We start from the raw sequence: 24,038 nt of genomic DNA, 5'->3' as shown, positions 1-24,038 counted from the left end.
GCGGGGTCGGCCGCTTCGCTTTCGCTTTTCGGCCTTTCCGACTCTAGCAGATCCGATTTCGTTCCGTTGCCGGTCCGAATTCGTTTCCGATTCCCTGTCGGAAGGGGTTCCGCCGGGGTGCGGCTATTTGTGCTGCCGCGCCTTTCGGCGTGATCACTACGTTAGCGGAATTCCTCGTTGACGCATAATCACGTCACGGTGCGAATTTCGGCATGCCGAAATCGTTCCCGGTGAGGGGCCGTGCAGTAGTGGTGTGCCGCGAAGCGGCGGGATGGCTGCCCGGGGCCGTCGGCTCCGTGGCAACTCGGAGAACACTACGGATGGGGCCAGGCCGTGTCAACTCGCGTCAGTCGAGGTCGCTCAGACGCCCGTCGGCGTCCGGCTGGGCGTCCTCGACGCGGCGCAGAAGGCGGGTCAGTACCTGGCCGAGGAGCTGGCGTTCCTTGCCGGAGAGGTCCTGGAGGAGGTCCTCCTCGAAGACCGAGGCGAGGCGCATCGCCTCGAGCCACTTCTCGCGTCCCTCGTGGGTCAGCTCGACGATGACGCGGACGCGGTTGGTCTCGTCGCGCTCCCGGGTGACCAGGCCCTCGCTCGCCATGCGGTCGATGCGGTGCGTCATGGCCGCCGGCGTGAGGCCGAGGCGTTTGGCAAGTTCTCCGGGGCCCAGTTGGTAGGGGGCGCCGGAGACGACGAGGGCCTTGAGGACCTCCCATTCGGCGTTGCTCATGCCGAGCGTGGCGGTCTGCCGTCCGTAGGCGACGTTCATCCGCCGGTTGAGGCGCTGGAGTGCGGAGACGACCTGCTCCACCTGGGGGTCGAGGTCCTGGAATTCGCGCTGGTAGGCGGCGATCTGTTCCTCGAGGCTCGGCTCGGCGTCGGCGGCCGCATCGGAGGGCTCAGGCATGCGGCGCAGTATGGCATGGAAGTCATTGGCGTTGAAGTTCTTCACCATGTACTCTTTAACTTCGAACTTTAGAGTTGAAGTCTTCAGGGTGAGACTGTCCGGGCTCGGACCGTCTCGCCCTGGTGTCTGTCCCGGCTCCCTGGTTCTCCCCCTGTCCTTCTGACGACCTGACCTAGGTAGGTGAGTGTGACCACCGCGATGGGCGCCGCGTTGCGCCGAATCCAGCTCGGGAACGCGCTGAGCGCGTTCGGGAACGGCTTCACCGTTCCGTATCTGTACGTCTACGTGGCGAAGGTGCGGGATCTCGGGCCGAGTACGGCCGGTGTGGTGCTGGCGATGCTGGCGGTGGCCGCACTGGTCGTCCTGCCGCTGACCGGTCGGGCGATCGACCGGCGCGGACCGCTGCCGGTGGCCATCGCCGGTACGGTCTCCGCCGCAGCCGGTGCCCTGGGGCTGGGGCTGTCCGCCACCGAGCCGCTGGTCATCGGGTCGGCGATCGCGCTCGGGGCCGGGATCGCGGTGATCCAGCCGGCGCTCGCGACGATGATCGTGTGGTCCTCGACGACGCTGACCAGGTCGCGGGCGTTCGCCACCCAGTTCTTCCTGAACAACCTGGGGCTGGGCGTCGGTGGGCTGGTCGGCGGGCTGCTGGTCGACGAGACGCAGGCGTCGAGCTTTGTGCGGCTGTTCGCCATCGAGGCCGTGATGTTCCTGGTGCTCGGTGCGGCGGTGGCGACCGTACGGCTGCCGCGGGGGCCGAAGGTCGAGGACGCGGTGCCGACCGAGGAGCGGGCCGAGGGTGCCTGGCGGGCCCTGTTCGCGGACCGGCGGATGGTGTGGCTGTGCGTGCTGGGGTTCGTGCTGTTCTTCGCCTGCTACGGGCAGTTCGAGTCGGGGCTGGCGGCATACGCCACCGAGGTCACCCGGATCGCGCCGTCGAGCCTGGGCATCGCGCTCGCGGCCAATACGGCGGCGATCGTGGCGGCGCAGTTCGTGGTGCTCAAGCTGGTCGAGGGGCGGCGGCGCAGCCGGGTGATGGCGCTGGTCGGGATGGTCTGGACGGTGGCGTGGCTCGCCGCGGGGCTGTCCGGGCTGGTGCACGGCGCGCAGATGGTGGCGACGGCGCTGCTGATCTCGACGTACGCGCTCTTCGGCATAGGTGAGTCGATGCTGTCGCCGACGGTGGCGCCGCTGGTGGCCGACCTGGCGCCGGCCTCGCTGATCGGCCAGTACAACTCGGCGTTCGCGCTGGTCAAACAGCTGGCGCTGGCGGTCGGTCCGGCGGTGGGCGCGCTGATGGTGGGGCACGGGATGTACGCGGCGTACATCGGGATGCTGGTGCTCTGCGCGCTGGGGATCACGGGGCTGTCGCTGTGGCTGGGGCGGATGCTGCGGCCGGCGCAGGACAATCCGCACCGTGCGGTGGCGGCGGTGCCCGCGGCGCGGGTGCCGGCCGAGCCGGCGGCGGTGCCCTGCGGGACCTGAGCGGACCGGTGGTCCGACGGCCCCGGTACCGGTCTTCTCCGACCGGTACCGGGGCCGCTCTGTCGTACGGCTAGCCGCGGGGCAGCGCGAATTCGCACCAGACGGCCTTGCCGCCGCCCGGGGTGCGGCGGGAGCCCCAGGACGAGGCGATGGTGGCGACGATGGAGATGCCCCGGCCGGCCTCGTCGACGGGCTCGGCGCGGCGGCGGCGCGGGAGGTGGTCGTCGCCGTCGGTGACCTCGACGATCAGCCGGCGGTCCGTACGGCGCAGGCGCAGCCGCATCGGCGGGGTGCCGTGCTGGAGGGAGTTGGCGACCAGCTCGCTGGCGGCCAGCACGCCGAGGTCGTGCAGCTCGGGTGAGAAGCGCCAGGAGGCGAGGACGCCGGAGGCGAAGGCGCGGGCGCGCGGGGCCGCTTCGGTGCCGCCGTGGAGTTCCAGGGCGGCGTTGTGGAAGAGCTCGGCGTCATGGCCGGTGCGGGCGGGGTGCTGGAGGACGAGGATGGCGACGTCGTCGTCGTGGGTGGCCGTGATGCCCAGGGAGCGCAGCAGCCGGTCGCAGACGATGTCGGGGGCGCCGGCCGCGCCGGCGAAGGCGCGCTCCAGGGCCTCGACGCCGTGGTCGATGTCCTTGTCGCGGCGCTCCACCAGGCCGTCGGTGTAGAGGACGGCGCTGCTGCCGGGGCCGAGCGGGACCGATCCGGAGGTGTGCAGCCAGCCGCCGGTCCCCAGGGGCGGACCGGTCGGTTCGGCGGCGCGGCGGACCGTGCCGTCCTGGTCGCGGACGAGGATGGGCAGATGGCCGGCCGAGGCGTAGACCAGGCGGCCCTCATTGGGGTCGTGGACGGCGTAGACGCAGGTGGCGATCTGGCTGGCGTCGATCTCGGCGGCCAGGCCGTCCAGGAGCTGCAGGACCTCGTGGGGCGGGAGGTCGAGGCGGGCGTAGGCGCGGACCGCGGTGCGCAGCTGGCCCATGACGGCGGCGGCGCGCACCCCGCGGCCCATGACGTCGCCGATGACCAGGGCCGTACGGCCGGCGCCGAGGGTGATGACGTCGTACCAGTCGCCGCCGACCGCGGCGTCCGTGCCGCCGGGCTGGTAGGTGGCGGCGACGCGTAGGTCATCGGGCTGTTCGAGTTCCTGGGGCAGCAGGGAGCGCTGGAGGGTGACCGCGGCCTCGCGCTGGCGGGCCTCGCTGGCGCGCAGCCGCTCGGCGGACTCGATCTGGTCGGTGACCTCGGCGCCGAAGACGAGGACGCCCTTGTGCGGGGCGACGCAGGCGACCTCGGGGTCGGGGGCCGGGCCGCTCGCGGCGACCTCGATCGGGGTGCAGGTGAAGGTGTAGTAGCCGTCGCGGGTGCGGTCGCCGCCGGCGCCGCCGGGGACCTTGCGGGACTTGACGGTGCGTGGTTTGCCGCTGCGCAGGACCTGGTCCATCAGGGGGAGCAGGCCGAGGGCGTCGAGCTCGGGGAGGGCTTCGCGGGCGGTGTGGCCGGCCGGGCGCGGGCCGAAGACGGCGGCGTAGGCGCCGTTGACGTAGGCGAGGCGGTGCTCGGGGCCGTAGACGACGGCGACCAGGGCGGGGATGGTGCCCAGGATGTCGTGGACGGACAGCGCGTCGACGGTGGGCGGCAGGGTCGCGGGGACGCGGTCCTGGGAGGGGGCCGGTTCGGGGCGCTCGGCGCGGGCGGCGGGGACGGAGCCGGTGGTGGCGGCCGTGGGGGCGGACGGGACGCCGTCGGCCGCGGGCACGGCGGACGGCGCCGGGGCCGCGGTGGGCGGGACGGCCGGTGTGCCGGGCGCGGGGCGGGGTGCGGCGCGGTCGGACCGGGCGGCGGCGCGCCGCTGTGTGCCGGGGAGTCTGGCGCTCCAGCGCGTGAAGATCACGGAGGGGTACCTCTTACTTCGCGTCGTCGCGCGGGATCGGGCCGTCGGCATGGCGGGACCGCCCGGCCGGGGGCCGGGAGACGGTCGGCTGGGGACACTCTCGGCGCCCTTTTGCGGAATGCAGCAAACGTCCTGAATCCTCGTGATTGTCACTCTTTGCAGATACGAGCCCACCCATGGTCACACGTCCAGTGTGGCCGACCGGACGGACATCCGTCAGACGACGGGGTGCCGCTGTGGAGTTCCGCGCTCCGGAACCTCCGGCCGGTCCTGGGCCGACGGCGCGTCAACTCGTGTGGCCGTACGGCGCGTCAACTGGCTTCGTTGTGCCGTCCGGTTCCCGCGGCGAGTTCGAACTCGGCGCGCGGGTTCTCCAGCGAGCCGAGCGACACGATCTCGCGTTTGAACAGGCCCGCGAGGGTCCATTCGGCGAGCACCCGGGCCTTGCGGTTGAAGGTCGGCACCCGGCTGAGGTGGTAGGCGCGGTGCATGAACCACGCCGGGTAGCCCTTCAGCTTTCGCCCGTAGAGGTACGCGACGCCCTTGTGCAGGCCGAGGGAGGCCACCGAGCCGACGTATTTGTGCGCGTAGTCGACGATCGGGCCGCCGCGTACCGACGCCGCGATGTTCTCGGCGAGCACCTTGGACTGGCGGACGGCGTGCTGGGCGTTGGGGGCGCACAGGGCGCGGGGCTCGTCGGGTCCGGCGGGCGGTCCGGCGGTCAGGTCGGGGACCGCGGCCGCGTCCCCGGCGGACCAGGCGTGGGCGACGCCGTCCACCTGGAGCGCGGGGGTGCACAGGACGCGGCCGTGCTCGTTCAGCGGCATCTTGGTCGCGGCCAGGAGGGGGTGCGGTTTGACGCCCGCGGTCCACACCAGGGTCCGGGTCGGGAACCGGGAGCCGTCGCTGAGCTGGACGATCCGTTTCTCACAGGAGTCCAGCCGGGTCTCCATCCGTACGTCGATGTTGCGGGCCCGCAGCTCCCGTACGGCGTAGCGGCCCATCTCCTCGCCCACTTCGGGCAGGATGCGGTTCGTCGCCTCAACCAAGATCCACTTCATGTCCTCGGGCTGGATGTTGTGGTAGTAGCGGACGGCGTAGCGGGCCATGTCCTCCAGTTCGGCCAGCGCCTCCACGCCCGCGTAGCCGCCGCCGACGAAGACGAAGGTCAGCGCGGCGTCGCGGACGGCGGGGTCACGGGTGGAGGAGGCGATGTCGAGCTGTCCGAGGACGTGGTTGCGCAGTCCGATGGCCTCCTCGACCGTCTTGAAGCCGATGCCGACGTCGGCCAGGCCCGGGACGGGGAGGGTGCGGGAGACCGAGCCCGGCGCGAGGACCAGTTCGTCGTACGCCACCTCGACGGCGCCGTCGCCGGTCTCCTCCGCGGCCAGGGTGGTGATGGTCGCCCGGCGGTCCTCGTGGTCGAGGGCGGTGACCTCGCCGATGACGACCTTGCACTGGGGCAGCACCCGGCGCAGCGGGACGACGACATGGCGCGGGGAGATCGAACCGGCCGCGGCCTCGGGCAGGAAGGGCTGGTACGTCATGTACGGCTCGGGGTCGACCACGACGACCTCGACGGTGCCCTGCCGGAGCTCCTGCTTCAGCTTCCGCTGCAATCGCAGGGCGGTATACATCCCCACGTAGCCACCACCGACAACGAGAATGCGCGTGACGTCTTCCGAAGACACAGTCTTCACAGAGGTTCTCCTCGCGGTGTCGACCTGGCCCCGGGCGGCACCGAACCACGAGCCGGCCGACGGCGCGGCCGGCTTCGGGGAGCTGCGCCCCCGGGAAAGCACAGCACTGTTCCATGACGCACCCCCGGCGCGCCTTTGTCCACAGGCCCGTCGAAATGTATGACCGGGCGCCGCCCCGCCGACGGAACGGCGCATTCCGCGATTCCGGGGCGAGCTGTGCTGGTCAGGGGGCCGGTGGCGAAGAAAATCCGGGGGCGTTTTCGGGGCGGATCAGACGCCTTGGGCCGATCGGGGGGCGCATTGCGCGGAACGCCCCCTTCATTCTTGACCCCGGCTCAACTATGTTCGTATCTCGTTGGGGTGCACCCTCTCGTCGGTACGCCCTGACTGTCAGGGCGGGGAGTCTCCGGGGGGAGACGTCATTACCGGGGGATCACTATGCACATTCAGGGCTCTCAATGGCCGTCCAACGTCGCGGTGGCCCATGCCGCCGACGGCGCCGGGAGCGGCAGTGAGCACGGCAGACCCCACAGCAACGGCACCGCGATGACCAACGGTGCCGGCACGGGGACGGGCGGCCGCAGCACACCGCTGCGGGTGGACGCCCAGCGCAATCTGGAGCACGTACTGCGCGCCGCACGCGAGGTGTTCGGCGAGCTGGGGTACGGCGCGCCCATGGAGGACGTGGCGCGGCGGGCCCGCGTCGGGGTCGGCACGGTCTACCGCCGGTTCCCGAGCAAGGACGTCCTGGTCCGGCGGATAGCCGAGGAGGAGACCTCACGGCTGACGGACCAGGCGCGTACGGCACTGGGCCAGGAGGACGACCCGTGGTCGGCGCTGTCCCGTTTCCTGCGGACGTCGGTCGCCTCGGGTGCCGGGCGGCTGCTGCCGCCGGGCATTCTGCGGGCGAGCGCGGGCGCCGACCGGTCCGCCGAGCCGGCAGCGGAGGACGCGGGAGCGTCCCGGGTGCCGGACGGGCTGAGCGAGGCACGGGTGCCGCAGCAGCGCACGGCGCCCGGTGCGGACGGGGTGTCCGCCGAGGTCCGGCGGGACGGCCAGGAGGGCGGGCCGGCCGAGGCCGCCGAGGAGACGACCGGGGCCGACGCCCTGCTGGAGGTCGTCGGGCGGCTCGTGGAGCGCGCCCGTGCGGCCGGTGAGCTGCGCGCCGACGTGACGGTCTCGGACATCCTTTTAGTCATCGCCACGGGCGCGCCCACGCTGCCCGATCCCGGTCAGCAGCAGGCCGCGTCCGCGCGGCTGCTGGAGATTCTGCTGGAGGGGCTGCGCTCGCGCCCGCCCCGCTGAGGTCCGGCGGCCGGCCCCGTCCGGAGGGACCCGGACGCCGGGCCCACCGGGCGGGGCCCGGCTGCGGGAAGCCGCCGCCCGCGGGCGGCGGCACCTCACGTTCGTATACCGAGAGGCGCTTCGGGGTGCCCGGCACAACAGTGCCCGTACGGGGTGCGCGCACGGTATCGGCCGTCTGCGCGGCATGGCCCGTACGGGTGAACGCCCGTGCGGTCGTCCGCGTGTGCTCCCCGGACGGGTGGCAGGCCGTCAGGACCCGCAACCGCCGGGTCCCGGTGTGGCACGCTTGCGCGGTATTCCGTTGGGACAGCGGTTTCGGGAGCCTCGGCGATGGATGTTGACGGGCGGGACGGGCGGCGCGAAGGCGAGGCCGGGGCGGGCGAGCGGGCCGGGCGGCCGCCCGGCCGGAGCGAGCCGTCGGGGGCCACCGCTCCCCCGGCCGCGCGCGAGCGGGCCGGGGGCCCGGCGGACGCGGGGCACAGCGTCCCGCCGCAGCGGGACCCCGTCCGCCGCGCGGCCCCGGCCGCCGGCTCCGGGGACGGCGGACTCCCGCCGTCCGACGCCCAGTTGCTCTCCGATCTGCGGGCCGGCGACGACAGCGCGTACGAGGAGCTGTACCGTCGGCACGCCCCGGCGGTCCGGCGCTACGCCCGCGGCTGCTGCCGGGACGTGCACACCGCGGAGGACCTGACCGGCGAGGTCTTCGCCCGCACGCTGCAGGCGGTGCGCGGCGGGGCGGGCCCGGAGTCCGCGGTGCGCGCCTATCTGCTGACGACCGTCCGCCGGGTGGCCGCGTCCTGGGCGCAGAGCGCGCGGCGGGAGCAACTGGTCGAGGACTTCGCGGTGTTCGCGGTGTCCTCGGCCGGTGCGTCGGGGGACGACGCCGTTCCGGACCTGGGGGCGGAGGTGCGCGCCATGCAGGAGGCCGAGCGGTCGATGGCCGTACGGGCGTTCCGCAGTCTGCCGGAGCGCTATCAGACGGTGCTGTGGCACACCGCGGTCGAGGACGAGTCGCCGAGCGAGGTCGCGCCGCTGCTCGGGCTGACCGCGAACGCCACCGCCGTATTGGCGCACCGCGCCCGCGAGGGTCTCCGGCAGGCGTATCTCCAGGCGCATGTCAGCCAGTCGCTGACCGCGGGCGGCGACTGCGCCCGGTACGCGGACCGGCTCGGCGCCTATGCCCGCGGCGGGCTGCGGATGCGGGCCGAGCGGGGGCTGCGCAGGCATCTGGACGACTGTCCCCGGTGCCGGCTGGCCGCGCTGGAGGTCGCGGACGTCAATCAGCGGATCGGTGCGCTGCTGCCGGTCGCGTTCATCGGCTGGCTCGCCGCCGGGTACGCCGTCAAGACGGCGGTGGCGGGTGCCGCGGGGGTGGCGGCCGGTGCGGCCGCGGCCGCCGGGAGCGGTGGTTCCGGGGCGACCGGAGGCACGGGCGCCGCCGTGGGCAAGGGGCTGGGCGGAGCCGTCAAGGCGGGACTCGGGGTCGGGGCCGCGGTGGTGGTGGGTGCGGCGCTCTCGCTGGCGCTGACCGCCGCCCCGGAGCCGGCGCCGGAATCCCGGGCCCAGGCTCCCCGGCCGGGGCCGTCCGCGCCACAGCGGCCGGACCCCGGACCCTCGCATTCCGCGCTGCCGCCGGCGAGCGGCGCCGCCCCGGGGCCGGACCGCACGCACCGCCCGGAGCCGCACCACAAGCCCGGCCCCCGGCGGACGCCCGCACCGACGGCGTCCCCCCAGGAGCCCTCGCCCACCCCGACACCCGCGCACCCGACACCACCCGGCGAGCCCACGCCGCCGAAGCCCACACCGCCCGGGCCCACGCCGCCGGACCCCACCCCGACACCGCCGCTGCCCGCCCCGACCGCCTACCGGGTCAGCGCGCTCGCCCACGACGTCCTGGGCGACGGCAGCAAGCCGGAGGTGCGCACCCTGGAGAGCAGCTGGCTGTGGCAGCGGCGGGCACCGCGGATCGCCGGCCGGACGTATCCGCACGGGGTGAGCGTGCACGCCCGGTCCTCGGTGACCATCGACCTCAACCGCCGGTGCACCGCCTTCGACGCCATGGCGGGCGTCGACGACCTCGGCGCGGGGCCGGGCGGGCTGCGCTTCTCCGTCTACGCGGACGGGGTGCGGCTGTGGCGGTCAGGGGTGGTCCGCGGTGCGGACCCGGCCGTACCGGTGCACGTCCCGCTGGCGGGCCACCGGACGCTGCGGCTGGTGACCGATCCGGCGACGCCTCTGGGCGGGGCGGCGCTGGCGGACTGGGCACAGTCGACGATCATGTGCCGCTGAGGCGCCGACGGCCGCTGTTCCAGGGCCAGTCGGTGAGGTCACCCGGCCCGCGCCCGCGCCGGGTTCAGCCCAGTCGCGCCCGGGGGACCACGCCTGCCGCGACCGCCTTCTGGCGCGGCGCCCCCGCCCCGGTCCAGCACGATCCCCGGCGCGCCACCAGACGCCGCAACCACAGCTCCGTGGAGACGAGTTCGGCGAGCCCGTCCAGCGGCAGGGCCGCGCCCTCGGCCGCCGACCGCAGTGCCCTGCGGACGACCCGCGCCTCCACCAGGCCGGCGTCGGCCAGCAGCGGGGTGTCGAAGAGCCGCTCCAGGTCGGCGACGGCGCCGCGCAGCCCGGCGCGTACCGAGGCCGCGTGGGTGAGCTGCGAGGCGGCGCCCCAGCCGGGCGGCAGGTCGCGGACTCCGGCCCCGGCCAGTACGGACCGCAGCACCGCGGCCCGTGCCCCCGGCTGCACCCGCAGGGTGTCCGGCAGGGCGCGGCAGGCGAGCACCACCTGGTTGTCGAGGAAGGGGGCGTGCAGCCGCTGGCTGCGGACCTCGGCGGCCTGCTCGAAGACGCGGTGGTCGGCGGCCTGGCGGGCCAGCGCGGCACGGGCGCGGCGCTCGCCGGGTCGGCCCGCGGCGGGCGAGCGGTGCGCCGCCTCGCTCAGCCGAACCGATACTTCAGCCAGCGCCTCGCCCGTGAGCCAGCGCGCCGCGGGCCCGGGGCGGCACCAGGCGAGCGCGGCCAGGGAGGCGTCCACGGCCCCGCCGGCCACCGGCTCGTCGGCGAACTGCCGCTCCAGGAGACGGCGCGCCGTATCGGCGAGACCGGCCGTGTACGGCATACGGGCCAGCCTGCGGGCGGCACGGTAGACGGTGAAGGGGACCAGGACGGACTGCGCCGAGGCGCCGTCCGCCTTGGCCAGCGCGGTGACCGGGCGCAGCAGATGGCGTCGGCGGCGGTCCATGAGGAGGTCGGCGAGCCGGGCCGGATGGGCGTCGAGGACCTGGCGGGCGCCGTGTCCGACGAAGTGGTCCGCGCTGCCGGCCAGCAGCCACCGGCGGTGGCGGCTCGCGGTGGTGAGGGAGGGGCCCGGCTCGTCCGTGAGCGGGCCGCTGTCGAGGTCGGCATACGGGAGGGCCTCTTCGCCGGCGGCGACGACGACATGGTGCAGCCGCGGGTTGTCGGCGAGGGTGCGGGCGCGCTCCAGTTCGGCGTCGTGGCAGTCCTGACCGCCCTGGGTGGCACGGTCGTTGAAGGTGACGGCCAGGAGGCGTTCGCCGTGGCCGTTGAGCCTTCCGGGCCGGCCGGGCAGACCGGCGGCCAGCAGGGCGAGGGTTCCGGAGGCGCTGCCTCCGGAGAGGTCGGCGCCGACTCCGGGAGCCGGTGCGCCGCGCGCCGCGCGCCGCTCGGCGGGTCCCATACCGGGGACCGGTCCGGGGTCGAGGCCGTCGAGCGCGTCCGGATCGGGGACGTGCCGGGGTCCGGCCAGCCGGGCGCGGACCGCTTCGACCAGGGCGTCGCGGACGCCCTCCACGGCCTGTTCCGGGGCGAGTTGGGGCGCGGCGACGGCGAGCGAGGCGGTCGGTTCGAAGGAGGTGATGTCGCCGGCGCCGCCGCGCAGCACCAGGGCGTGGCCGGGCGGAACGCGGCGGACGCCTTCGTACGGTGTGCCGGCGCCGAGCGCCTCGGGGATGTCCGGGCAGGCCAGCAGCGCGGCGAGATGGCCGATGTCGAGACCGGCCTCGACGAGGTCGGCGAGCGGGAGGGCGGCGGTGGCGTAGGCGGTGCCGCCGGCCCAGGGGGTGTGGAAGACGGGGCGGGCGCCGGCCAGGTCGCCGGTGACGGTGATCCGCCGCCCCACCTGGACGACGGCGGTGTAGCTGCCGGGCCAGGCGGTGAGATGCCGCAGTGCGCCCCCGCGGGCCGCGAACAGGCCCACCTTCAGCTGGTCGTCGGTGGCGCCGCAGACGCCGAAGACCGCGAGCCGGGTGTCGGGGTCGGCCTGGACGACGCGGACCTCGTCCGGCCGCCAGTCGCCGACCGCCCAGAGGGGGTCGGGTCCGGGCCACAGGAGCTGGGCGCCCACGGGGAGGACCGTGTGGCGCTCGTCGCCGGCCGCCGGTCCCGTGGCGGCACTGCTCCACCCCACCAACCAGCGCATCGCCGCCTCCACCCGATGTCCCCGTGCGCCGGGGCCAACGGCCACCCCGTACCGCGGATCGCCCGGCCGGTCACCGAGCTGTTGTGCGGACCATGCTGCCATGACAGCGGCCCGGGAGAGGCGCCGGAGCGGGCCTGTGTACGGGCAGTTGGCGGGGTGCGCGGCCGCGGAGTGCCGGCGGCGGGCCCAGGGGAGGTGTCACGTCCGCACCGTGCGGGCGGGCCGCGGGCGGCGGGGCGGACACGGCGGGGTGCCCGCTGGACGGCCGCGCCCGCCGGTCCGGCGGCATGCCCGCACGCCGGGCGCGGGCGCTCTGCCGCATCGGCCCCGGAAGGCCCCCCGTGTGGCCCCCGAGGCGGCTCCGCGGGCTCGGCGGCGCGAAAGCGTCATCCATCGATTTTCGGCCAAAGTCCGTTCTCTACAGCCCAGTTGACCCTTCCGGGCACCCTGTCGGCCGGCGGCCCGGCCGGCCGGCGGCCGTTCCGTGCGACGGTCCGGGAGGCGGGCTGCGCCCCCCGGACCGGACCGTCACCCGCGGGGAAATGAGGTGACGGTATCCCCCAGCCCACTGGCTCCAGTGCAGCGGGCCGACCCACGCAGAAGCCATGCAAGCGCCCCCGGAAGCGGGCGGCCAGCGCGCACGGACGGGCGCACGGGCACACGTACCCGGAGCACATGCCAATTCCCGCACCCCTGTTTGAACACGAATCTCGCCATCCGGGACACCGACACTTAACGGTCGGGATGCGGCGAACTACTCTGGGTGGACGCATGCCCCGGGGTACCGGGGCGGCCGTCGCTGTGTCGAGGGGTGCGCATGTCCAGGGATATACGCGGGCCGAACGAAAAGCTCGGCACCGTTCTCGCCCTCGCGGGTATCAGCAATGCCGGACTGGCGCGCCGGGTCAACGACCTCGGTGCGCAGCGCGGACTGACGCTTCGTTACGACAAGACGTCGGTGGCGCGGTGGGTCTCCAAGGGGATGGTGCCGCAGGGCGCCGCGCCCCATCTGATCGCGTCCGCGATCGGCAGCAAGCTCGGCCGTCCGGTCCCGCTGCACGAGATCGGGCTGGCCGACGCGGACCCGGCACCCGAGGTCGGCCTGGCCTTCCCCCGCGATGTGGGCGCCGCGGTGCGTTCCGCGACCGAGCTCTACCGCCTCGATCTGGCCGGACGGCGGGCCGGCGGGGGCGGCATCTGGCAGAGCCTGGCCGGATCGTTCGCCGTCAGCGCGTACGCCACCCCCGCCTCGCGCTGGCTGATATCCCCGGCGGACAGTTCGGTGGCGCGGGCGGCGGCCGAGGCCCGCGACAAGGACGCGGCGGCGGCCGGTGAGGCCGGGATTCCGCAGCACGTCGGGCACAGCGACGTCAGCAAGCTGCGGGAGGCGGCCGAGGACGCGCGCCGCTGGGACTCCAAGTACGGCGGCGGGGACTGGCGTTCCTCGATGGTGCCGGAGTGTCTGCGGGTGGACGCGGCGCCGCTGCTTCTCGCCTCGTACAGCGACGAGGTGGGCCGGGCGCTCTTCGGGGCGACCTCCGAACTCACCCGGCTCGCGGGGTGGATGGCCTTCGACACCGGCCAGCAGGAGGCGGCGCAGCGCTACTACATCCAGGCGCTGCGGCTGGCCCGCGCGGCCGCCGACGTCCCGTTGGGCGGCTATGTCCTGGCCTCGATGTCCCTCCAGGCGACCTACCGGGGCTTCGCCGACGAGGGCGTCGACCTCGCCCAGGCCGCGCTGGAACGCAACCGCGGACTGGCCACGGCCCGGACGATGAGCTTCTTCCGCCTGGTGGAGGCGCGGGCGCAGGCCAAGGCGGGTGAGGCGCGCGCCTGCGAGGTGGCGCTGAAGGCCTCCGAGGGCTGGCTGGAGCGCTCCCGCGGCGGCGACCCCGACCCCTCGTGGCTGGACTTCTACTCCTACGAGCGGTTCGCGGCCGACGCCGCCGAGTGCTACCGCGATCTGCGGCTGCCCCGCCAGGTCCGCCGTTTCACCGAGCAGGCGCTGTCCCGGCCCACGGAGGAGTTCGTCCGCTCGCACGGTCTGCGCCTCGTCGTGTCCGCCGTCGCCGAACTGGAGTCCGGCAATCTGGACGCGGCCTGCGCGGCGGGCACCCGCGCGGTCGAGGTGGCCGGGCGGATCTCCTCGGCCCGCACCACCGAGTACGTCCGCGACCTGCTGCACCGCCTGGAGCCGTACGGCGACGAGCCCCGGGTGGTCGAGCTGCGGGAGCGGGCGAGGCCGCTGCTGGCGGCGCCTGCCTAGGGTGGCCGGGAGGGAAGCGGCCCGGAAGGGAAGGCCCCGGAGGGGAAGCCGTCCGCCGGGCCGCGCGGTCCGCCGCGGTCCGGCCGGGATCATGCGCTCCGGAGCCGTCCGATCGGCATTGTCAGTGCCGGCCGTCATGATGGGATACGTCGTCTTCGATGATGCGCGGGTCCGTGGCGACGGGTCGGCCCGCGGTCATGCGGTTGGGGAGGTGCAGTGGCGGCGTACGACTGCGATGTGCTGGTGATCGGTGCCGGCATCGTCGGACTCTCTACGGCGTACGCGCTCACGCGTGCCGCGCCCGGCACGCGGGTGGTGGTGCTGGAGAAGGAGCCCGGCCCGGCCCGCCATCAGACCGGGCGCAACAGCGGTGTGATCCACAGCGGCATCTACTACCCGCCCGGTTCGCTCAAGGCCCGCTTCGCCCTCCAGGGCTCGGCGGAGATGGTGAAGTTCTGCACCGAGCACGACATCCCGCACGAGGTCACCGGCAAGCTGATCGTCGCCACCGACCGCAGCGAACTGCCGCGGCTGCACGGCCTCATCCAGCGCGGCCGCGAGCACGGCCTGCCGGTGCGCGAGCTGGGCCCCGCCCAGATAGCGGAGTACGAACCCGAGGTGCGCGGCCTGGCCGCCATCCATGTCGGCACGACCGGCATCTGCGACTTCGGCGCGGTCGCCCGCCGCTTCGCCCGCCTCGCCGAGGACGCCGGTGCCCGTGTCCGGTACGGCTCCGAGGTGACCGCCATCGGCCGCCGCCCCGGCCGGGTGGCGGTCCGTACGGCCGACGGCACGGTCCACCGCGCCCGCGCCCTGGTCAACTGCGCCGGCCTGCACTGCGACCGGATCGCCCGGCTGGCCGGCGACGCCCCCGGCATGCGGATCGTCCCGTTCCGCGGCGAGTACTTCACCCTCGCCCCGGACCGCGCCTCCCTGGTCAACGGCCTGGTCTACCCGGTCCCCGACCCGGCTTTCCCGTTCCTCGGCGTGCATCTGACCCGCGGCACCGACGGCGCCGTGCACATCGGCCCGAACGCCGTCCCCGCCCTGGCCCGCGAGGGCTACGACTGGCGCACGGTCCGCCCCGCCGAGCTGGCCGGCACCCTCGCGTACCCCGGCTCCTGGCGGATAGCCCACCGCCACTGGCGCTACGGCGCCGGTGAGCTGCACCGCTCGGTCTCCCGCCGCGCCTTCGCCGACGCGGTCCGCCGCCTGCTCCCGGCCGCCCGCGAGGAGGACCTCCTCCCGGCCCCGGCGGGCGTCCGCGCCCAGGCCGTCCTCCCCGACGGCACCCTCGTCGACGACTTCCTCTTCGCCGAGTCCCCCGGCATGATCCACGTCCTCAACGCCCCGTCCCCGGCCGCCACGGCCTCGCTGCCCATCGGGCGGGAGGTGGCGCGGCGGGTGCTGGGGGTGCTGGGCACGGGGCGCGCATAACGCGGACCGGCCCCCGGCCCTCCCGCGCGTCCCGGAATCCGGGAGGGCGGAGGGACGGGAGCCGGGAGAACCGCTGCTCCGGTGCCGTCAGCCGTTCGGTGCCTTGAAGGCCTGGATGCTCGTCTTGTCGTGGTTGAGCGACTCGCCCTGGAGGTAGAGGGTGTTCTCGCGGGGGTGCCAGAAGAGCGACATGCTGGTCGGCGGCGGCAGCTGGTGGTCCGGGTCGTAGACCGCGCCCAGCACCTTCTCCTTGCCGTCCCGCAGGTTGATCGAGATCAGCAGCGGGTCACGGGCGGACGCACCGCTGTCCGGCGAGTTGGTCACCGCGACCGCTCCGTCGGTGTCCAGACCGGCGGTGGCCACCTCACCGCGCTTCTTCCACAGCAGCTTGCCGGTCTTGAGATCCATGCCGGCGATGCCGTCGCCGTCCCCGTAGCCGGTGATCATCACCTGCTCGTCCTCGTCGACGAAGGTGCTGCGCGGCTCGAAGGTCAGGTCCCGCAACTCACCCGACAGCGCGAAGGACTTGTTCGGCTTCCCGATGTCCGAGTAGGTCTGAATCGTGCGGTTGGGGTTCGGCTGCCCGGGGTCCTGGTCCATGAGCAGCGTCAGCGGCCAGTCCGACAGGACCTTCTCGACCGCCGCCTTCTCGCCCTTGATCTTCGCGTGGATGCTGGCGACCTCCAGGTCCTGGAGGTCCAGCTGCTGCTTCGGCTTCGCATCCGAACAGTCGCTGGAAACGGCCAGGTGCTCGGGGCTCAGCCCCACCCAGTTGGTGCAGATGTGCCCGCGCGCGGTCAGCTCCCACTTCTTGGCACCGCCCGCGAGGGAGAAGCCGGCGTAGGTCCGTCCGATGGCGACGGCGACCACGTTCTTGTTCACCACGACCTGCGGCTTGTCCTCCGCGGCCCCGTCGGACGAGAGGTTCTTCGACCACAGGGTGCGCCCGGTGTCCGTGTCGACGACGGAGAGATACGAGCAGTCGTCGCCGCCCGCGTCGAACACCACGGCGCCCACCCCGTCGTCGCTCGCCGTCTTGGACAGCGCGCAGACCTCACCGGCACCCTTGGGCGTCTTGACCTTCCACGCCTCCTTGCCGCTCTTGCGGTTGTACGCCCGCACCCCGCGTTCGTCGCCGAAGACGAGGTCGTCGCTGTTGAACCACATCGAGCGCATGCCGTTCTCGTCCTCGGCCTGCTCCGCGGAGGCGGGCGACGGGGCCTCCCACAGCCGCTGCAGCGCGTTCGCGGGCCGGTCGGGCTTCTCCTCGGAGTCGCCGCCCGCCAGCAGGAAGTACCCGCCGCCGCCCAGGACGACCAGCGCGACCGCCACGATGCCCAGGATCGCCGGCACCGGCAGACCACTACGGGGCGGCCCGCCGGGTGTGCCCGGTCCGCCGCCGAACTGCGGGGCCGCGGGCCCGCCGGGGAACGGCTGCGGCGGGCCCGGGACCTGCTGGCCGTACGGCGCGGCGGCCTGCGGTCCGCCGTGGGCAGCGGGCGGAAACGCGTAGCCGCCCTGCTGGGGCGGAGTCTGCTGCGGGGGATAGGGCGACGCGCCCTGGCCGGGCTGCCCCGGGTATCCGGCTCCGGGCGCGCCCTGGGGCTGGGCGGGGCCGGGTGCCGGGTGCCCGTAACCGGGAGCCATCGGCTGGCCGGCGGCGCCCGGCTGCTGTCCCTGCTGCGGAACGGGCGGGGGGCCGGCCTGGCCCGGGGCCGGCGCGCCGGGCGGCGGTGCTCCCGGCACCCCCTGGCCGCCGGGTTGCTGCGGGTACGCGGCGCTTCCTTGGCCACCCTGCGACACGATGAACCGACCCCCTGTTTTTGTATGACGGATGCAGCGACGCATCGTATGCACCCCGCTGCGCACCGCGCCAACGCCCTTCCCCGGCGACGCCCTTGTGCCCCCGCGCCCTCCCCGGCCGCCGTACGACCGCCGCCGGGGCGCCCTCCCGCCCGGTCCTGCGCCCGCGCCCGTAGAATCGACGCACTGTGTCCGAGAACCCCGCCACCCCTGAAACCGGCCCGTCGGCAGCCGACGCTCCGGAAGCCGTCGCCCAGGAAGCCCCCGGCCTCGGGGCCACCGCCGTCTCGGCCGCCGTCCCCCGGCGCGGGGAGCCCATGTTCCCCGACGGGACCGGTCCCGCGGCCGACCCCGCGGGCTCGCATCACGAGCGGCGCATCCGTTCCTTCCAGCCCCGCCGCAGCCGGGTCTCGCCCAGCCAGGCCGATGCCCTGCGCCGCCGGTGGGCGACCTGGGGGCTGGACATCGACGGGCGCTCCCGGATCGATCTCGACGCCTTCTTCGACGGGCGTCCGGTCGTGCTGGAGATCGGCTTCGGCATGGGCGAGGCCACGGCGCAGATGGCCGCCGCCGACCCGGACACCGGCATCCTCGGCTGTGATGTGCACACCCCCGGGCAGGGCAATCTGCTCGGTCTCGCGGAGCGGAACGGTCTGTCCAACATCCGGGTGGCCAACGGCGACGCGATCATTCTGCTGCGCGAGATGCTGGCCCCCGCCTCCCTCGCCGGGCTGCGCATCTACTTCCCCGACCCCTGGCCGAAGAAGCGCCACCACAAGCGCCGCCTCATCCAGCCGGAGTTCATCGCCCTGGCGACCACCCGGCTCGCCCCCGGTGCCATGGTCCACTGCGCGACCGACTGGGAGCCGTACGCCGAGCAGATGCTCGAGGTGCTCTCCGCCGAGCCGACGCTGGAGAACCTCCACCCCGGCTTCGCTCCGCGCCCGGACTTCCGGCCGCTCACCAAGTTCGAGGGCCAGGGCCTGGACAAGGGGCATGTCGTCCACGACCTCCTCTTCCGCCGCCGCGACACGTAGCGCGAAGGTCCCTCGCTAGGGTCGATGGGTGTACCCGTCCCAGCCGCCCCCGCACCCGCCCGTACCGCCCCCGTACACACCGCACACGTACGAGCACACCGCCGTGCGGCACCACCGTCCGACGGCGCCCTGGCGCAGCAGGACCCTGCGCGCGGTCGCCCTGGTGTCGCTGCTCGCGCTCTCCGGCGTGGTCATCGTCGGCATGGTCCGCCAGGAGACCGGCACCGAAGGACTCCTGGTCGGCCTCGGCCTGGCGGTCTTCCCGGTACCGCTGCTGGTGGCGGCGTTCTGCTGGCTCGATCGCGTCGAACCCGAGCCCTGGCGCAACCTCGCGTTCGCCTTCACCTGGGGCGCCTGCGCGGCCACCCTGGTCGCCCTCCTCGCCAACGGCTTCGCGACCGACTGGCTGGCCGCCAACATCGCCTCCGCCTCACCCTCCGAGGCCGAGGCCTGGGGCGCGACGCTGATCGCCCCGGTCGTCGAGGAGCTGGTCAAGGCCGCCGCCGTGGTCCTCCTCTACCGCTTCCGGCGGCAGGACTTCGACGGCATCACGGACGGCATCGTCATCGCCGGCATCACCGCCACCGGTTTCGCCTTCACCGAGAACGTCCTCTACCTGGGCAACGCCTTCGGCGAGGACCAGTCCCTGGGCCACTCCGGCCTGGACTCCCTCACCGCCGGCACCTTCTTCCTCCGCATCATCGTCTCCCCCTTCGCCCACCCGCTGTTCACGATCCTCACCGGCCTCGCGTTCGGCATCGCCGCCACCCGCTACCCCCGCCGCCGCGCGGCCCGCATCGCCCTCGCCGCCCTCGGCCTGCTCACCGCCGTCCTCCTGCACGCCATCTGGAACGGCGCGTCCGCCCTGGGCGACCTCGGCTTCCTCATCGTCTACGGCCTCTTCATGGTCCCCGTCCTGGCCGCCCTGACCTGGCTCGCCATCTGGGCCCGCACCCAGGAACTGCTCTCCCTGCGCGGCTACCTCGCCCCCTACATCACCGCCGGCTGGCTCGCCCCCACCGAACCCACCGCCCTCTCCTCCCTCAAAACCCGCGCCCTGGCCCGCACCCTGGCCCACCGCACCCAGGGCCCCGCCGCCGCCCGCGCCGTCACCGAATACACCACCATCGCCACCACCCTCTCCTTCCACCGCCGCCGCGCCCACCTCATGGGCCCCACCCCCGACTTCACCCTCCGGGAACGGCATCTGCTGGAGCATTTGCGGGAGTATCAGGCGTGGGGGCGGGCGGCGCTGGAGGATGCGTGGCGGGCGCGGGAGGGGTGGTAGGGGCCGGCCCGAGCAGGAAGGCGCCGAGGTCTCAGTGCGCCGACTCGTGTGCGCCGGCCATCCCCCATTCGACCGCCGAGGCAGAACCCGCCCAGCCGTCGGACGTGCGCCAGATGGACCCGATGCCATGCGCCTCGAGGTAGTCCGCGTAGGCGCCGATGCTCTCCGAGAACAGCCCCAGGAGATGCGGCTTGGGCCGGCCCTTTTGCAGGTAGTAGAAGTGGCGGTACTCCAGCAGTTGTCCCACTGCCTCCCGCACAGCCTGTGTGGCATTCCCCTTCTTCACTGCCTTGGCCTCGACCAACCACTCGTCACCACCTGCCTGAAGCACCAGATCCCGCGGATGCACCTGCTCGGTGATCGGCGTGAAGCCCCGTCCCCAGATGTACGGCCCAAAGCGCCGGAGCAGCCCCTCATGGACCCGCTTCTTCTGTTGCTCACGGGCCTCGATCTGTACGACGTAGTCGTCGCTCGACTTGGGCCGGAACCCCTCCAAGCCCTGGTACGTGGCATGCGCGGGAGTGGCGTACTCCATGACCGGGCCGTCCGGTTCGTTCACGACCTCAATCTGCGGCTCCACCGCGAGGGCAGCCTTGAGGATCGTGGTCATGTTGCCGAGGTCCGCGCAAAGATCGCCTTCACTCGGGAGCTGATCGATCTCGTAGCAGCGGGCGACCACACTGCTGGCCTCATACGCCCGCGGCCGCCAGCTGTGGTGCTTGAAGCTCGGCCGATCGGTCCAGCCCGCGACGAGATCGGAAGGGAGTTCGGCGAGCAAGGACTGGGCCCGGAACTCCAGATACGTGCGGAGCTTGCTGCCCCGAGTCTGCAGCTGATCACTGAATACCGTGACCCCCTGCTGAAGCGTCAGGGCAACGGACCTGAGGTCTGCGGCGAAGATGTAGGCGAGGTAGAGCCCGTCCGTTCCGCTTCCTCCTGCGGTCGGTTCAAACACCTGGACCCACGGTGTCGCCGCGGCTCCACCTTGGCCACCATGACCCTTCGCCTTCATTCCGTAGGGCAGAGCGTCTACGAGTCGCTCACCAGCCGCCTTGAGCACATCCTGACCAGGATTCCCGCTGGTGGTGGTCAGGGTGGTGTCGAACGTGGTGGCCACATCGAGGAGGAGATCGCGTATACCCATGATCGAAAAGGTACTTGAGAACGATCACCTTCGAACATCACTGATCCATCGTGTCGCCATCCATGCACCACGACCGATCAGCGCCACCTCACTCCGTGAATCGGCCAGCCCAGCGCGCACGATGCTGACGCACGCAGTCCACCTTGACCTGGTGCTCCTTGGCTGTCTTCAGGGCCCCTACGAATCGCTGCGTCAGGCCATCAAACACCTTGAGGTCGTCACTGAGCTGAAGCGCTCCTCGGTCAAAAAGCGCATGGCAGTTCGCGCAGAGACACAGCACATTCCCCAGCTCATCAGGACCGTCGTGGGGCTTGCCCAGCGCATGGATATGAGCCGCTTCGCTATACGCCTCGCCACCAGGTGACACCACGAGACGGCAATTGCAGATCTGACAGGTGTTGTCGTAGATCTCTTTTACTCTCCGGACGACCCTGGAGTCACGAATCAGCCGCTCGTACGCGACGATGCGGCGCAACTGCTCTTCGGTGGTGGTGTCCGTGCCGTCGTCCTGGGAGACGGGATGTGGCCGGGCCGACTCACCGGGTTCCAGCTTCAGCAGTCTGAACTGACAGATGCGGAAACCTTCCTTCCCGACTGTCGTCCAGTGCTCCGCAACACGGAAGAGGCCGCGGTACTCGTATCCTCCGGTCGCACGAGGCCGCTTCTTTCCCCGAATCTTGAGACCACGCACCACCCGCACCGGATGCCCGAGCCCCTCATTGAGCAGCAAGCCAGCATTACCCGGCGCCGCCAAGGTCTGGTCCGTGTAGAGGCGTCCGGTGTCCCTGTCGCGACCGCCCTCACCCGTGTAGATGATCTCTCGCTCGCCGTACTCGTCGTCGATGTACCCACCCGACAGCACAATGGAATCGACGCCCTCATGAGCAGTGCCCGAGATGCCCTGGCCATACCCGCGGTGCACACCTGCTGCATGCAACTCTGCGTGCCCCGCGAACCACTGCCCTTCCTCAACATCCTGCGGAGGGCCAAAACGGACTGGGTTGGATGATCGCGCCTTCGCCATGGACGAATCCTGTCAACCCGTCACCTGCCATGGCACACGCCTCCAGGGGGTGTGGTCAGCACCACACCCCCTGAAGGCCGCTATCAGGCCTAGCTACACGCTCAGCGGCTCCGCTCTTCCCCAGACGCGCCTGCGCTATTCAGCTTCGCTGGCTCGCCCTCCCACCGCTGCTGCCTCATCGCCGCCAGGTACGGGCATCCGGGCACCGCGGCTCTCGGCGACGCGTAAGGCGTCCTGGAGCGCCTCGGTCAACCGATGGCCCAGGAAGCGAAGTTCATGGTGGGTGGCTTTGTCGTCAGCAAGCAGTCCGCGTGCGAAATCGAGAAGGTCGCTCCCCATGTCGAGTTGCATCTGCTCCAAGTCGTCAGCAAGGCGTGACAAGTACCCCGTCCCGTCGGTGGACAGGTAGCAGGGCTGTCCTGCTGGGCTCAGCCAAGGCAGCAGCCGCAACGACTGCGTGGCCCTCATCAGCCAGCCCCCGTCGTGCCGCGGCGCGCTCCAGCGCCGGTGTCCAGGCCACGGGCGACGACGTAGGCCTCCCCTCTTCGCAACTGAGGTGGCGTGGGCCGACCCGAGGGACGAGATCGTGCCCCTACGGACTCGAAGATGCGGGCGATACAGTGCGACACGTTGACCTGCTCTCTCAGGTTGGCCGTGCCCCCGGGCCGTGTGGAGCGGTCGCGGGGGTCTTCCTCGGTCAGACGGAACTGACCGTAGGGCCACGAGAAGAGCTTCAGGGGCACAGTTTGTGCCCCCTCAATCAGGCGACCAACGCACCGATCTTTACGGCGAGTTCACTGGCCCTCCGGCGCTGCGCCGGGCTCCTCGACTCGGTCTCTTCGAGGACGATGCGTCGAGCGTATCCGTTGTAGCGGATGGTTTCGGGAGCGGCCTGGTATGCCTTGTCCAGAACCGCCAGAGCAGTTTCAGCCTGGCCGTCGAGGTAATAGCCACGCGCTTCTTCAATGCGGTGGCGAGCGCTCCGCGGGCGGGACGGAATGGACGTCGCATCCGCGGCAGCAGCTTGCCTGACGCTTTCGCCGCCCGCATGCAGCTCCACGGCTACGGTCACCGCATGCGCCCCCATGATCGCTCTGGAGAACGAGGTGACGGGGTGGAAGTAGTCCGCGGGAAGTCGCCCTGCCATGGATCGCGCGATGTCCCAGTAACGCCAAGCACTGCCGGCGTCTCCCCGCCGGGCCGCGGTGTACCCGGCCTCGAAGTTCAGTGCCCCGGTAATGGCGAGGACGTCGTCGTCGGCCTCAGAGAGGAAGCGGTCGAGGTAGCGGAGGGTCGCGAGGTTTACGGCGTCGGCGGCGTCGTAGTGCGCGGGTCCACTGTCGCGATGTGCCTGTGCGGCAAGCCATGCTGCGACGCCGATGGTGTGGGGGTCCTCGGATTCTTGAGCGGAGACCAAACTGCGCTCCACGACCCGCCACAACAACGGCGCATCGGATTGGTACGCGAGGAAAAACTGGCTGAGGCTATAGACCTCGGACAGCACGGACTGTGCGGCCCTTCTGTCTGTTCCCGACTCCGCTTGAGCCAAGGAAGCTTGAGCGTCACGAAGGAGGTGCGGGAGCAGTTCCCCGAGAACGTCGCGGTGATGCGGGGCAGAGTGTCGCGCCTGCCACGCATGGGCGATCCGGTGCTTTAGATGGGCGGCGGGCGGCGCCTGGCGCCCGGTCGTCAGCGGGTACGTGTTGAGGGCGTCCCGTACGTGCGGGAGTCGAGCATGGCCGGGACCGGCGAAGAGCGAGATCGCCGTCGCTTGGCTCCCCACAAGATCGGCAAGGCTCGGCACGCGGAGGGCCTCAGCGATCCGCAGGACCATGGGGAGTTTGGGCATCTGGAGCCGTCCCCCCTCCACCTGCTTTACCCAGCTCGGCGACTTGCCCAGCAGACCAGCGAGAACGGTCCGGCTCATACCGCGGCGCACGCGGAGAACCTGCATTCGCTGGCCAAACGCGATCGGCTCGTAAGGCAGTTCCGGAGTTGCGTCAGATGACACGTTCGGCCCCTCTCTGCACACTCAACGTCACCGTCAGAGTACGGGCTCGGGAGGGACTCATTGCAGCGCTTGGCACGCTCAACAGCGTTGCGGCACACCCACCATGGCGCCGGCTAGTGCGACGTAGAGTCGGCAAAAGAGCAGCTTCGTTAATTCTTCGCAGAAGGGACGCGTCATGGCTGGGATTCCCCCCGCAGCAGTAGCCGCCACCGGCCTCCTAGGGGGTGTCTTCAAATGATCTCGGGTGGTAGATCATGGTCGGGTGATACGTCGTCATGAACTGTCCGATGCCGAGTGGGAGTTCGTCCGGC

General features: G+C 72.4%; 15 protein-coding genes. 7 read left to right on the top strand and 8 right to left on the bottom strand.

Going from position 1 to position 24,038, the window contains the following annotated elements; translation table 11 throughout:
• Window positions 1-346 precede the first annotated feature (346 nt).
• Window positions 347-904, bottom strand: coding sequence for a MarR family winged helix-turn-helix transcriptional regulator (locus tag ACWC9R_RS33165; protein WP_450737150.1), 558 nt, complete (start codon window positions 902-904; stop codon window positions 347-349).
• A gap of 186 nt (window positions 905-1,090) precedes the next feature.
• Here ACWC9R_RS33165 and ACWC9R_RS33160 point away from each other — a divergent pair, with 186 nt between their 5' ends.
• Window positions 1,091-2,389 carry an MFS transporter gene (locus tag ACWC9R_RS33160; protein WP_450737154.1) on the top strand — a complete coding sequence of 433 codons (1,299 nt, stop codon included), beginning with the start codon at window positions 1,091-1,093 and terminating at the stop codon, window positions 2,387-2,389.
• Between the two features lie 70 nt (window positions 2,390-2,459).
• Here the strand turns inward: ACWC9R_RS33160 and ACWC9R_RS33155 are convergent, their stop codons facing one another.
• The gene (locus tag ACWC9R_RS33155; RefSeq protein WP_450737148.1) at window positions 2,460-4,274 is read right to left on the bottom strand and encodes an ATP-binding SpoIIE family protein phosphatase; all 1,815 of its coding nucleotides are present in this window, start codon (window positions 4,272-4,274) and stop codon (window positions 2,460-2,462) included.
• A gap of 311 nt (window positions 4,275-4,585) precedes the next feature.
• Window positions 4,586-5,965 (bottom strand): NAD(P)/FAD-dependent oxidoreductase, encoded by a 1,380-nt coding sequence (locus tag ACWC9R_RS33150; RefSeq protein WP_450737152.1) that lies wholly within the window; start codon window positions 5,963-5,965, stop codon window positions 4,586-4,588.
• A 447-nt stretch (window positions 5,966-6,412) separates the two neighbouring features.
• On the opposite strand from ACWC9R_RS33150, the gene ACWC9R_RS33145 reads away from it, so the two are divergent.
• Entirely contained in the window at window positions 6,413-7,279 is an 867-nt protein-coding gene (locus tag ACWC9R_RS33145; protein WP_450737147.1) for a TetR/AcrR family transcriptional regulator, read from the top strand.
• Window positions 7,280-7,609: 330 nt separating this feature from the next.
• Window positions 7,610-9,568 carry a sigma-70 family RNA polymerase sigma factor gene (locus ACWC9R_RS33140; RefSeq protein WP_450737145.1) on the top strand — a complete coding sequence of 653 codons (1,959 nt, stop codon included), beginning with the start codon at window positions 7,610-7,612 and terminating at the stop codon, window positions 9,566-9,568.
• A 64-nt stretch (window positions 9,569-9,632) separates the two neighbouring features.
• Here the strand turns inward: ACWC9R_RS33140 and ACWC9R_RS33135 are convergent, their stop codons facing one another.
• Window positions 9,633-11,717: an asparagine synthase-related protein gene (locus ACWC9R_RS33135; RefSeq protein WP_450737144.1), complete on the bottom strand. Its 2,085-nt coding sequence runs from the start codon at window positions 11,715-11,717 to the stop codon at window positions 9,633-9,635.
• 817 nt (window positions 11,718-12,534) lie between these two features.
• Between ACWC9R_RS33135 and ACWC9R_RS33130 the strand changes: the two genes are divergently transcribed.
• Complete coding sequence (locus ACWC9R_RS33130) at window positions 12,535-13,983, top strand: MFS transporter (protein ID WP_362608726.1); 1,449 nt, start codon at window positions 12,535-12,537, stop codon at window positions 13,981-13,983.
• A gap of 216 nt (window positions 13,984-14,199) precedes the next feature.
• Window positions 14,200-15,420 (top strand): L-2-hydroxyglutarate oxidase, encoded by a 1,221-nt coding sequence (gene lhgO / locus ACWC9R_RS33125; RefSeq protein ID WP_450737142.1) that lies wholly within the window; start codon window positions 14,200-14,202, stop codon window positions 15,418-15,420.
• An 87-nt stretch (window positions 15,421-15,507) separates the two neighbouring features.
• Here lhgO and ACWC9R_RS33120 read toward each other — a convergent pair whose 3' ends face one another.
• Window positions 15,508-17,223 (bottom strand): outer membrane protein assembly factor BamB family protein, encoded by a 1,716-nt coding sequence (locus tag ACWC9R_RS33120; RefSeq protein ID WP_450737140.1) that lies wholly within the window; start codon window positions 17,221-17,223, stop codon window positions 15,508-15,510.
• A gap of 188 nt (window positions 17,224-17,411) precedes the next feature.
• Between ACWC9R_RS33120 and trmB the strand changes: the two genes are divergently transcribed.
• Window positions 17,412-18,260: a tRNA (guanosine(46)-N7)-methyltransferase TrmB gene (gene trmB / locus ACWC9R_RS33115; RefSeq protein ID WP_450737138.1), complete on the top strand. Its 849-nt coding sequence runs from the start codon at window positions 17,412-17,414 to the stop codon at window positions 18,258-18,260.
• 28 nt (window positions 18,261-18,288) lie between these two features.
• Window positions 18,289-19,548, top strand: a complete 1,260-nt coding sequence (locus ACWC9R_RS33110; RefSeq protein ID WP_450737136.1) for a PrsW family intramembrane metalloprotease — start codon at window positions 18,289-18,291, stop codon at window positions 19,546-19,548.
• Window positions 19,549-19,579: 31 nt separating this feature from the next.
• Here the strand turns inward: ACWC9R_RS33110 and ACWC9R_RS33105 are convergent, their stop codons facing one another.
• The 3 genes from ACWC9R_RS33105 to ACWC9R_RS33095 all read right to left on the bottom strand — a co-directional run bounded on the left by ACWC9R_RS33105 (window position 19,580) and on the right by ACWC9R_RS33095 (window position 23,727).
• Window positions 19,580-20,692 (bottom strand): MrcB family domain-containing protein, encoded by a 1,113-nt coding sequence (locus ACWC9R_RS33105; protein WP_450737134.1) that lies wholly within the window; start codon window positions 20,690-20,692, stop codon window positions 19,580-19,582.
• 88 nt (window positions 20,693-20,780) lie between these two features.
• Window positions 20,781-21,716 carry a YDG/SRA domain-containing protein gene (locus ACWC9R_RS33100; protein WP_450737132.1) on the bottom strand — a complete coding sequence of 312 codons (936 nt, stop codon included), beginning with the start codon at window positions 21,714-21,716 and terminating at the stop codon, window positions 20,781-20,783.
• A gap of 760 nt (window positions 21,717-22,476) precedes the next feature.
• The gene (locus tag ACWC9R_RS33095) at window positions 22,477-23,727 is read right to left on the bottom strand and encodes a helix-turn-helix domain-containing protein (protein ID WP_450737130.1); all 1,251 of its coding nucleotides are present in this window, start codon (window positions 23,725-23,727) and stop codon (window positions 22,477-22,479) included.
• Window positions 23,728-24,038 lie beyond the last annotated feature (311 nt).

It is taken from the genome of Streptomyces sp. NPDC001219, from assembly GCF_053597915.1.
The sequence above is the reverse complement of the archived record's forward strand: the minus strand, read 5'-3'. Positions and strand labels throughout refer to the sequence as shown.

What these genes read in the sequence shown, in the direction of transcription:
- ACWC9R_RS33105 (WP_450737134.1), bottom strand. Translation starts at nt 20,692, where the DNA reads ATGGGTATACGCGATCTCCTCCTCGATGTGGCCACCACGTTCGACACC.
- ACWC9R_RS33100 (WP_450737132.1), bottom strand. Translation starts at nt 21,716, where the DNA reads ATGGCGAAGGCGCGATCATCCAACCCAGTCCGTTTTGGCCCTCCGCAG.
- ACWC9R_RS33140 (WP_450737145.1), top strand. Translation starts at nt 7,610, where the DNA reads ATGGATGTTGACGGGCGGGACGGGCGGCGCGAAGGCGAGGCCGGGGCG.
- ACWC9R_RS33135 (WP_450737144.1), bottom strand. Translation starts at nt 11,717, where the DNA reads ATGCGCTGGTTGGTGGGGTGGAGCAGTGCCGCCACGGGACCGGCGGCC.
- ACWC9R_RS33145 (WP_450737147.1), top strand. Translation starts at nt 6,413, where the DNA reads ATGCACATTCAGGGCTCTCAATGGCCGTCCAACGTCGCGGTGGCCCAT.
- ACWC9R_RS33130 (WP_362608726.1), top strand. Translation starts at nt 12,535, where the DNA reads ATGTCCAGGGATATACGCGGGCCGAACGAAAAGCTCGGCACCGTTCTC.
- ACWC9R_RS33165 (WP_450737150.1), bottom strand. Translation starts at nt 904, where the DNA reads ATGCCTGAGCCCTCCGATGCGGCCGCCGACGCCGAGCCGAGCCTCGAG.